Genomic DNA, 7,789 nt, shown 5'->3' with positions numbered 1-7,789 from the left:
CCCCCCCCCCCCCCCCCCCCCCCCCCCCCCCCCCCCCCCCCCCCCCCCCCCCCCCCCCCCCCGCCCCCCCCCCCCCCCCCCCCCCCCCCCCCCCCCCCCCCCCCCCCCCCCCCAAACCCCCGACCCTGCGGGGCTATTCCCCTACCCGCCCCTTCCCGAACTGGGGCTCCGCCCCAGACCCCGGTCCTCAAGCGCCGGACGGGCTGAAAGACCGGGGCTCCGCCCCAGGCCCGGTCCTCAGGCGCCGGACGGGCTGAAAGACCGGGGCTCCGGCCCAGGCCCGGTCCTCAGGCGCCGGACGGGCTGAAAGACCGGGGCTCCGCCCCAGGCCCCGGTCCTCAAACTCCCTACCCCCCAGGGGGCTGGGGGTACCCCCCGGACGGGTTGGAAGACCGGGGCTCCGCCCCAGACCCCGCGGCTCAAACGCCGGCGAGGCTGAGGGTTCGGGCCGCAGGTGCAGTCCGGGCCGGGGGGCAATCAAGCCCGTCCGGCGATTGAGGACCGGGGGTGTGGGGGCGGAGCCCCTACAGGGGCCCCGCCCGGCAGGGCGACCCCGCAGGGCACACTCCAGCCCGCCCAGGGGGTGCCTCCCGCCCCGCCAGGGCTGGGGGAGACTGAGGACCGGGGTTCGGGCCGGAGCCCCCGGCTCGGGCCGTGGCCCGGAAGCCGGTCCGCTAGGGAAGCTGGATGACCGGGAAGCTGCCCGTGCTGGTCGGCGCGTGCTCCGGAAGCCAGAGCACCGCCACCGCACCGGCAGACGCCCCCTGCCGCTCCACCCCGCCCGGCGCAGCGACGTTGCGGAAGGTCAGCCGCGCGCCCAAGACCCGCGCCTGCCCGGCCGCGATCGTCAGCCCGAGCCCGTGCCCGACCCCCGCCCGGTCGGACGACCCGGTACGGAACCGGCTCGGCCCCTCCCGCAGCAGCGCCTCCGGGAAGCCGGGACCGTGGTCCCGCACCCGCACGACCCGCCCCTCCACGTCGACCTCCACCGGCGGCTTCCCGTACCGCGCCGCGTTCGCCAGCAGGTTCCCCAGGATCCGCTCCAGCCGCCGCGGATCCGTCGCCACGATCTCGTCCGCAACGATCCGCACCGTCGCGTCCGGCATCAGCGTCCGCACCCGCCGCGCCACGAACTCCCCGAGCGCGATCTCCTGCAGCTCCGCCCGCTCCGACGCCCCGTCGAGCCGGGCCACCTCCAGTACGTCCTCCACCAGCACCCGCATCGCCTGCGCCCGGTCCCGCACCAGTTCCGTCGGCCGCCCCGGCGGCAGCAGTTCGGCCGCCGTCAGCAGCCCCGTCACCGGCGTGCGCAGCTCGTGCGCGATGTCCGCCGTGACCCGCCGCTCGGCCTCCAGCCGCTGCTGCAGCGCGGCCGCCATCGCGTCCACCGCCCGCGCCAGGTCGTCCGTCTCGTCACGGACCACCCCGCCGACGGCCTCCCGCACCCGTACGTCGGTGTTGCCCTGCGCGACCTTGCCCGCCGCCGCGGCCGCCTTCCGCAGCCGCCGCGAGATCTGCCCGCCGATGAGCACGCCGAGTGCCGACCCGGCGACCACCACCGCGAGCGAGCCCGCGATCAGCGCCTGGTCCAGGTCCTTCATCATGTTCGCGTTCATGGTGAAGCTGGTGTGCACGGACAGGATCTGCCCGTTGCCCAGCGGCACCGCCGCCCACACCTCGGGCGCCGCGTTCCGGTGCTCCTGCACGAACGAACCGCGCCGCCCCGACCGGGCCTTGTCCCGCAGCTCCTGCGGCAGGTCCGGGTCGTTGAGCTTCGCCCACAGCGGCGGCTTCTTCGTGATCTCTGCGCTGCGGGAGATGAACTGGACCCGCTCCATCTGTACTTCGCGCGCACTCTCCAGCATCGAGACCCGCGCGGCGTTGTGCACCACCAGACTCAACGCCGTGGCGATCAGCGCCCCCACCGCGGCAATGGCAAAACTGATCTTCCAGCGGATCCCCGTGCGCAGTCCGAGCCGCCTCATGCCTTGAGCTTGTAGCCGAAGCCGCGGACCGTCTCGATGCGGTCCTGGCCGATCTTGGTGCGCAGGCGCTGCACGTGCACGTCGACGACCCGGGTGTCGCCGCCCCAGTCGTAGTCCCAGACCCGCTCCAGCAGCCGGTCGCGGCTCAGCACGGTGCCCGGGGCGGTGGAGAACTCCAGCAGCAGCCGCATCTCGGTCGGCGTCAGCGCCACCGGGGCACCGCCCCGGCGGACCTCCATGCCCTCGGTGTCGACCTCCAGCTCGCCGAAGGTCAGGACCCCGCGCTCACCCGCCGGCTCCTCGTCGGCGCCCGCGCCGTGCGCCCCCGCGTGCCCGAACCGCCGCAGCACCGCCCGGATCCGCGCCACCAGCACCGCGCCGTCGAACGGCTTGGTCACGTAGTCGTCCGCGCCCGCCTCCAGGCCGAGGACCACGTCGATCGAGTCGGCCCGCGCCGACAGCATGATCACCGGCACCGTGGACTCGTCCCGGATCCGCCGGCACAGGCTGACCCCGTCCATGCCGGGGACCATCACGTCCAGCAGGGCGATGTCCGGCCGGTCCGCCCGGAAGGACTCCAGCCCGGACAGTCCGTCGGGCATGGCGGTGACCACGAACCCGTCGCGCTCCAGCGCCAGGGTCGTGGCCTCACGGATGACGTCGTCGTCCTCCACAAACAGCACATGGGTCTCGGCCATCCGACTGCCTCAGTTCTTCGGAGTGATGGCCGGGGCGGGCTGGCCCCCGCCGTCGGCCGTGTTGCTGTAGTCCGTGTGCACGCGGTCGTGCTCGGTGAACTTGTCACCCGTCCAGCGGAACGTGATCACGTCCTCCCCCGAGGGGTACGCAATCGCATCGCTCTTCCCGTAGACCGGCTTGGTCACCACCAGGTCGCCCCGGTCGATCTCGGCGTACACCGGAGGCTGCTCGTCCGCGAAGACATTCTCGTACGAACCGCCCGAAAGCCGGTACACGTACGAGCCCACCCCGACCGCGTCGGCGCACGACAGCACGTTGACGATCACGTCGTCCACGGAGTTGCTCGTGACCCGCCCGTACGTCACGTCGACGGGGTACTCCTTGCCCACGCACGGCTTCAGGTCCCGCTTGACCTCGGCGCTCACCTTCGGGTCCGCCTTCACCAGCGCGACCGCGTCCACCCGTTTGAACGTCGGCGTGGCGGACCCCGCCGGACTCGGCATCGCCTTTGCCGCCTGCTCGGACCGGGCCGCCGGACCCTCGTCCTTGAGCCCGGCACCCCCCGACGAGCAGGCGACCATGAACAGCACGGAGCCGGCGAGGACCAAGGTCCCCGCCGACATCGCAGTGAGTGAGCCCCTCCCGAGGCGTCTGCCGCTCAGGCCGCGCACCGCTCCCGCCCCTCGTGACGAACGTTGTGGTCGCCGCGTTCCAGAGCCCGCATGTCGAGGTTCCGGCTCTCCAGCTCCTGGCGGAGCCTGGCCAGCGCCCGGTGCAGCGTGCTCTTCACGGTACCTGCCGACATTCCGAGCGCCGTGGCCGTCTCCTCGGTGCTCATCTGCTCCCAGTGTCGCAGCACGACCACGCTGCGCTGCTTGGGCGCGAGAACGCCGAGGATGTCCATCAGCAGGGCGCGGTCGGCGCGCTGCTCGGCGCCGTCCTCGACGCTCGCGTCGGGCAGCTGCTCGGTGGGGACCTCTTCCAGCTTGCGGGCGCGCCACCACTCGGTGCGCGTGTTGATCATGACACGGCGGAGGTAGGCGTCGGCAAGGGCCTTGTCCGCGATGCCGTCCCAGCGGCCGTACGTCCGCACGAGCGCGGTCTGGAGCAGGTCCTGCGCGTCCACCGGGTCCGGGACCAGGCGTCGGGCGCTGCGCAGCAGCGCGTCCTGACGGGTGCGGACGTACTCTTCGAACTCGAGCACCTCGCCGTGCGCCATCTCAGACCGCCTCCGTTCCGTTACCGCATCCCCGTGGTTGCTCACGGATTCGAAGGTACGGAGGGGTTGTCACGAGGCTGTGCGGGCCAGACGTCGGCGGACGCACGGACATCCATAGGTTGTGTAACAGCCCCGGGCGGAGGGGTTTGTTCCGGATGTGCCGGGATCCGTTCCCGGTCCGCCCGGGCCCGCCTCAGGACGCCGGCCGCCCCAGCGGCAGCCGGTACAGCCCGCCGGACAGCGGCTCCACCAGCCCGTCGGACACCAGCCCGTCCAGCGCCCGGGCCCGCTGTACCGGCTCGTCCCACACCGCGTCGAGAACGGACTGCGGCACCGGCCCCAGCGCCTCGCGCAGCACGGCGAGCAGCTTGCCGCGGACCTGCCGGTCGGTGCCCGCGTACGTCTGGCCGCGGCGAGGCGGCCCGTCGTGCGCGGGCTTCCCCGCCAGCCGCCAGGCGCACCGGCCGGCGACCGGGCAGCGGGCGCAGTCCGGGTTCTTGGCCGTGCACACCAGGGCGCCCAGCTCCATGGAGGCGGCCGCCCAGCGGGCGGCGGTGCCCTCGTCGTCGGGCAGCAGGGCCCGGGCCAGCCGGCGTTCGGCGGCGGTGGTCGCGTTCGGCGGGTACTCGGTGCCGGTGGCCACCCGGGCGAACACCCGGCGGACGTTGGTGTCGAGCACCGCGTGCCGCTGCCCGTACGCGAACGAGGCGACGGCGGCGGCCGTGTACTCGCCGATCCCCGGCAGCGCCAGCAGCTGCGCATGCTCCCGCGGCACGTCCCCGCCGTGCCGCTCCGTTATGGCCACGGCCGCCCCGTGCAGCCGCAGCGCCCGCCGCGGGTAGCCGAGCCGGCCCCAGGCCCGTACCGCCTCGCCGGGCGCCTCGGCGGCCAGGTCGGCCGGGCGGGGCCAGCGGGCCAGCCACTGCTCGTACACCGGCAGCACCCGGGCGACCGGGGTCTGCTGGAGCATGAACTCGCTGACCATGACCCCCCAGGGCCCGGCCTCCGGGTGGCGCCAGGGCAGGTCCCGGGCGTGGGTGTCGAACCAGGCGACGACGGGCCCGTGCAGGATCCCGGGGTCGGCGGGGACGCCCGGTTCCGAGGTGGCCGGGGAGCCGGCGGCCGGGGGAGCGTCGAGGGGCGCGGGGGTGGCAGGGGATGCAGTCATGGCATGTGCATCCTGGCACGTTTCGAGGTCAGCGCGCGGGGCCCGGACCGGTGAACCAGACGGCGCCGGCCGCCCCGCCGGCGCGCACCGAGCGGACGATCCGACTCGTCGGACCGGTCAGCGCCACCATCGCGAGCGCGGCCATCGAGCCGCCGAGGATCAGGCCCATCGCCACGTCGTGCGGGTAGTGCACGCCGACGAACACCCGCGAGAAGGCCATCAGCAGCGCCATCGGTACGGTCAGCAGCGCCAGCCGGCCCACGGTCATGGCCAGCGCGATCGCCGCCGCACCGGCTATCGCGGAGTGGTTGCTGGGGAAGGACCAGTCGCCCACCGGCGGGCACTCCACCAGCGGCGCCAGCGCCCCCGCCACCGCCCGGCACGGACGGTCCTCGTCCACCACGGACTTCAGCGACTCGGACGCCACGTACCCGACCGCCGTCGCCAGCGGGGCCAGCACGGCGAGCGCCAGGGCGCCGTCGTCCAGCCGGCGGGCCCGCCACCACAGGAACACGAACATGCCGCCGAACAGCAGCAGTCCGGCTTCCGTCCACACCTCTGCCAGCGTTTGGAACCACCCGGGGGTGTCGTGGGCGAACTCGATGACATCGCGGTACAGGGCAGACGTGTCCATCCGACAGACAGTACGTAAAGAGAAGTAGTCGCAGTAGCGAGGGGGTAGCCGTATTCCGGTTCCGCTTGCCTCCCGGTGGCGACGCCGGCACCTGCGGTCCGAAGCCGGGGCGGGATGATGATCGGCAAAACGCGTGCCCCGTACGGCGGGTGGGCACGGATCAGGCGCCGAACTCTCGTAGAGTTCCGTCCGTGGGATCACTGCGCAATCCGGTCGGACCGCTCCCCTCCTCCATCTACTGGCGCCGGAGGGCCGTCCTCGCGTCCGTAGCGGCGCTGCTCGCCATGCTCGCCGTATGGGTCGTCACCTCCGGCGACGGCACGAGCACTTCGGACGCCAAGGCGCCCGGCGGCGGCCAGGCCTCCGGCCCGGCGATCACGCCCGGGCCCAACCCCTCCGGTTCGGCGATCAGCCAGTACCCCGGTGGCCGTGACGAGTCGGGCAGCGGCTCCGGCGGCGGCGACCACGGCGGTACGGACGCCGGCACCGGGGGCGATGCCTCCGCGGGTGCCGGCGGCTCCGCCTCGGGATCCGACTCCGGCAGCGGCAAGAACGGCGACCCCGGCGGCACCCCCGCCGGCAGCGGCGCCGGCGTCCCGGCGGACTCCCCGCTGCCCACCTGCGCCCCCGGCGCCGTCCAGTGGAAGCTGCAGAGCGCCAAGGTCGCCTACGAGCCCACCGACCGGCCGCGGTTCGACCTCGTGGCCACCAACACCTCCGGCACCACCTGCAAGGTGGACCTCGGGCCGCGCACCGCCGTGCTCACCATCACCAAGACGGACGCCGACAAGCCCGTCTGGTCCTCGGCCGACTGCCCGGCCGGACCCGGCAGCGCGTACTTCCGGGTGCCCGCCAAGTCCTCTGTCACGCACGCCATCGAGTGGAACCGCAGGGCCAGCGCCGCCGGCCGGTGCGCCAACCCGCCGTCCGGCGAGGCCGCGGCCGGCACCTACCTCGTCGAGGCCCGGGCCGCCGGACTGCCCGTCCTCCAGGCCTCGTTCCGCCTCGACCGGGACTGAAACGCGCCGCGGGGCGCCGGCCGTGGCCGACGCCCCGCGGGCCTGCTCCGGTCAGCGGCGGACCGGGCACTCCTTCCACGCGAACCGGTAGACCGTCTTGAAGCTCGCGTCGGTCGAGTCCATCGCCACGAAGCTGGTGGTGTTCGCCGTGTCCGAGGTGCCGCCGCTCACCCGCAGCTCGGTGTTGACGTTGAAGTCGCGCTGCGAGCCGCAGGGCGCGAACTCCAGGGCCTCGATGCCGACCCGGTCCGTCACCTGCCAGTTGCCCTCCAGCGGGCCGCGCAGCGTGTGGCTGCTGCGGACCGTCTGGGTCATGCCCTGGAAGTAGTAGCCGGCCTGCTGGGTGGCCGAAGCACCCGCCTGCAGGCTCGCGAAGCCGCGGTAGTCGGCCTGCGCGACGGCGTACGTGAAGCCCTGCGGCACGTTCACCCGCAGGCCCAGCTGGCAGTTCTTGCGGAAGTCGGTGGCGAGCGCGCCGCGGCCCACCTGCGCCAGGTACTCGCTGTACGTGACCGTGAAGGCCGTGTTGTCGGGCGCCACCGACACCGAGGCGCTGCCGGGGCGGCAGCCGGAGCCGTTCACTTGCGCCACGTCGATGGTGATCTGCCCGGTGGGCGGCGCGGCGGCCGGAGCCGAGTCCGCGGCCGCCGCCGCTCCCGCGCCGGGACACAGCGCGGCAGCCAGCACGACCGCCACACCTGCACCGCCGGTCAACGCCTTCTTGAACATGCCGTTCCTCCCACTCACAGTCCGTGACGTACGCCGACCGTAACGTCACCCACCGTGACACCGGGGAAGCCGTCCCGCCCACCCCCCAAACCCACCCTGCTTGGCGCAGTCACCCGGACAGGCCGACCCGGGCGGACAACTCCAGCCCGTCCGGCGTTTGAGGACCGGGGACCGGGACGGAGCCCCGAATTCCAGCCTCGCCGGCTTTTGAGGCGCGGGGGTGCGGGGCGGTGCCCCGAAATCAAGCCCGTCCGGCGTTTGAGGACCGGGGTGCGGGGCGGAGCCGCGGGGCGCGGCCCCCGCCCCCCCCCCCCAAAACCCCCCCCCGCGGGGGGG

The 7,789-nt window shown here is 74.0% G+C and carries 8 protein-coding genes; 1 reads left to right on the top strand and 7 read right to left on the bottom strand.

From position 1 onward, the window contains the following. Positions 1 to 674 precede the first annotated feature (674 nt). The 6 genes from cseC to LG634_RS37110 all read right to left on the bottom strand — a co-directional run bounded on the left by cseC (position 675) and on the right by LG634_RS37110 (position 5,705). On the bottom strand, positions 675 to 1,985 hold the full coding sequence (cseC, locus tag LG634_RS37135; protein WP_226740920.1) for a two-component system sensor histidine kinase CseC: 1,311 nt from the start codon (positions 1,983 to 1,985) through the stop codon (positions 675 to 677). After that, a complete protein-coding gene (gene cseB / locus LG634_RS37130; protein WP_226740918.1) occupies positions 1,982 to 2,683 on the bottom strand; it encodes a two-component system response regulator CseB in 702 nt (233 codons plus the stop codon). Before cseB ends, cseC begins: the two co-directional genes overlap by 4 nt. 9 nt (positions 2,684 to 2,692) lie before the next feature. After that, complete coding sequence (locus tag LG634_RS37125) at positions 2,693 to 3,307, bottom strand: hypothetical protein (RefSeq protein WP_226740916.1); 615 nt, start codon at positions 3,305 to 3,307, stop codon at positions 2,693 to 2,695. A 35-nt stretch (positions 3,308 to 3,342) separates the two neighbouring features. Continuing rightward, positions 3,343 to 3,903 carry a SigE family RNA polymerase sigma factor gene (locus tag LG634_RS37120; RefSeq protein WP_226740914.1) on the bottom strand — a complete coding sequence of 187 codons (561 nt, stop codon included), beginning with the start codon at positions 3,901 to 3,903 and terminating at the stop codon, positions 3,343 to 3,345. 193 nt (positions 3,904 to 4,096) lie between these two features. After that, entirely contained in the window at positions 4,097 to 5,071 is a 975-nt protein-coding gene (locus tag LG634_RS37115; protein ID WP_226740912.1) for an iron-sulfur binding domain-containing protein, read from the bottom strand. Between the two features lie 28 nt (positions 5,072 to 5,099). Further along, a complete protein-coding gene (locus tag LG634_RS37110; RefSeq protein ID WP_226740910.1) occupies positions 5,100 to 5,705 on the bottom strand; it encodes a phosphatase PAP2 family protein in 606 nt (201 codons plus the stop codon). 191 nt (positions 5,706 to 5,896) lie between these two features. On the opposite strand from LG634_RS37110, the gene LG634_RS37105 reads away from it, so the two are divergent. Continuing rightward, a complete protein-coding gene (locus tag LG634_RS37105; protein WP_226740908.1) occupies positions 5,897 to 6,724 on the top strand; it encodes a hypothetical protein in 828 nt (275 codons plus the stop codon). A gap of 51 nt (positions 6,725 to 6,775) precedes the next feature. Here LG634_RS37105 and LG634_RS37100 read toward each other — a convergent pair whose 3' ends face one another. Then, positions 6,776 to 7,453 (bottom strand): DUF4360 domain-containing protein, encoded by a 678-nt coding sequence (locus LG634_RS37100; protein WP_226740906.1) that lies wholly within the window; start codon positions 7,451 to 7,453, stop codon positions 6,776 to 6,778. Positions 7,454 to 7,789 lie beyond the last annotated feature (336 nt).

The organism is Streptomyces bambusae, assembly GCF_020532645.1.
Lineage (GTDB): Bacteria > Actinomycetota > Actinomycetes > Streptomycetales > Streptomycetaceae > Streptomyces > Streptomyces bambusae.
The sequence above is the reverse complement of the archived record's forward strand: the minus strand, read 5'-3'. Positions and strand labels throughout refer to the sequence as shown.

Bases quoted from the DNA above. Each gene is read 5' to 3' on its own strand.
- LG634_RS37125 (WP_226740916.1), bottom strand. From the start codon at position 3,307: ATGTCGGCGGGGACCTTGGTCCTCGCCGGCTCCGTGCTGTTCATGGTC.
- LG634_RS37115 (WP_226740912.1), bottom strand. From the start codon at position 5,071: ATGACTGCATCCCCTGCCACCCCCGCGCCCCTCGACGCTCCCCCGGCC.
- cseB (WP_226740918.1), bottom strand. From the start codon at position 2,683: ATGGCCGAGACCCATGTGCTGTTTGTGGAGGACGACGACGTCATCCGT.
- LG634_RS37120 (WP_226740914.1), bottom strand. From the start codon at position 3,903: ATGGCGCACGGCGAGGTGCTCGAGTTCGAAGAGTACGTCCGCACCCGT.
- LG634_RS37100 (WP_226740906.1), bottom strand. From the start codon at position 7,453: ATGTTCAAGAAGGCGTTGACCGGCGGTGCAGGTGTGGCGGTCGTGCTG.
- LG634_RS37110 (WP_226740910.1), bottom strand. From the start codon at position 5,705: ATGGACACGTCTGCCCTGTACCGCGATGTCATCGAGTTCGCCCACGAC.
- cseC (WP_226740920.1), bottom strand. From the start codon at position 1,985: ATGAGGCGGCTCGGACTGCGCACGGGGATCCGCTGGAAGATCAGTTTT.